Raw genomic sequence first — 1404 nt, 5'->3', positions numbered from 1 at the left:
CCCCTCGCTCGTCGAGACCCTCGCCGCCGGTACCGAGGCGGGTGCCCTGGCCGCGCTGGTCTCCGGCTCCGGGCCCACGACGGCGTTCCTGGCCGCGGACGCGGAGTCCGCGCGGCGGGTCGCCGAAGCGCTTTCGGCCTCCGGCACCTGCCGCACGGCCCGGGTGGCGGACTCGCCCGCGCCCGGTGCGACGGTGCTCTAGGGGTGTAGGTACTCAGTCGCGGATCTGAGTACGTACGCGCTGACGCGAGGCATGCGGTGCGCGCGACCGTACGTACATGGGATCAAGCGTTCGCGAACTGGCCGAGAAGACGCCCACCGGGCGTGACCGGTACATCGACCTGTTGCGGGTCGCCTCGCTCGGCACGGTCGTCATCGGGCACTGGCTGATGGCGGCGGTGACCGTCGGGGACGACGGCCGCACCGAGGTCGGCAATCTCCTCGCTGTCGTGCCCGACCTGCAGCTGCTCACCTGGGCGCTGCAGATCATGCCGGTGTTCTTCTTCGTCGGCGGCTTCTCGCACGCGCTGTCGTACCGCTCCCTGAGCCGGAAGGCGGAGGCGGGCACGTCCGTCTACTCGGTGTTCCTGCGGGCCCGCCTCCAGCGGCTGCTGCGGCCGACGATGGTCTTCATCGGGGTGTGGGGCTTCGCCGCCCTGGTGGTTCAACTGCTCGGCGAGGGCGGGGCGCTGCTGGACGTGACGCTTCGGCTCGTCGCCCAGCCGCTGTGGTTCATCGGCATCTACCTCGCGATGGTCGCCTTCACGCCGCTGCTGCTCGGTCTGCACGAGCGGTACGGGTGGGGCGCGTTCGGCGGTCTCGTCCTCGCCGCGGGTGCGGTGGACGTGGCGCGCTTCGCCTTCGGTGTGCCGTACGTGGAGTTCCTGAACTTCGCCTTCGTGTGGCTCGCCGTGCATCAGCTCGGGTTCCTGCGGGCGGACGGCAGGCTGCGGGTGCCCGCGGTCATGGCCGTGGTGGGGCTCGCGGGCGCGTCGGCCCTGGTGGCCTTCGGGCCCTATCCCCTCTCGATGGTCGGCATGCCCGGCGAGCGCGTCTCGAACATGGCCCCGCCGACCTTCGCGCTGCTCTGCCACGGGGTGTGGCTGGTGGGTGCGGTGGAGCTGCTGCGGGCGCCCGCGGCGCGGTGGCTCGCGCGGCCTCGGGTGTGGCGGGGCGTGGTGGCGGCGAACGGGGTCTCGATGACGGCGTTCCTGTGGCACCTGACGGCGATGCTCGGGGTGTACGGGGTGCTGATCGCGATGGGCGTCCGGCTGCCCGAGCCGGCCACCGCGCAGTGGTGGACGCAGGTGCCTGTGCGCATGGCGGCCGCGGTGGTGCTCACCGGGCTGCTGGTCGCGGCGTTCCGTCGCTTCGAGCGGCCGGGTGCGGTGCGGGAGCCGGGAG

At 72.7% G+C, this 1404-nt stretch carries 1 protein-coding gene and 1 pseudogene; both read left to right on the top strand.

What is annotated here, in order from left to right:
• Positions 1-202 (top strand): annotated as a pseudogene (locus ACZ5CR_RS45225) (4-(cytidine 5'-diphospho)-2-C-methyl-D-erythritol kinase); the annotation flags it as partial.
• Between the two features lie 76 nt (positions 203-278).
• The coding region (locus tag ACZ5CR_RS45220) for an acyltransferase family protein (protein ID WP_468869494.1) at positions 279-1404 on the top strand (1126 nt) is incomplete at its 3' end.

The organism is Streptomyces sp. NPDC031274 (assembly GCF_055570235.1).
The sequence above is the reverse complement of the archived record's forward strand: the minus strand, read 5'-3'. Positions and strand labels throughout refer to the sequence as shown.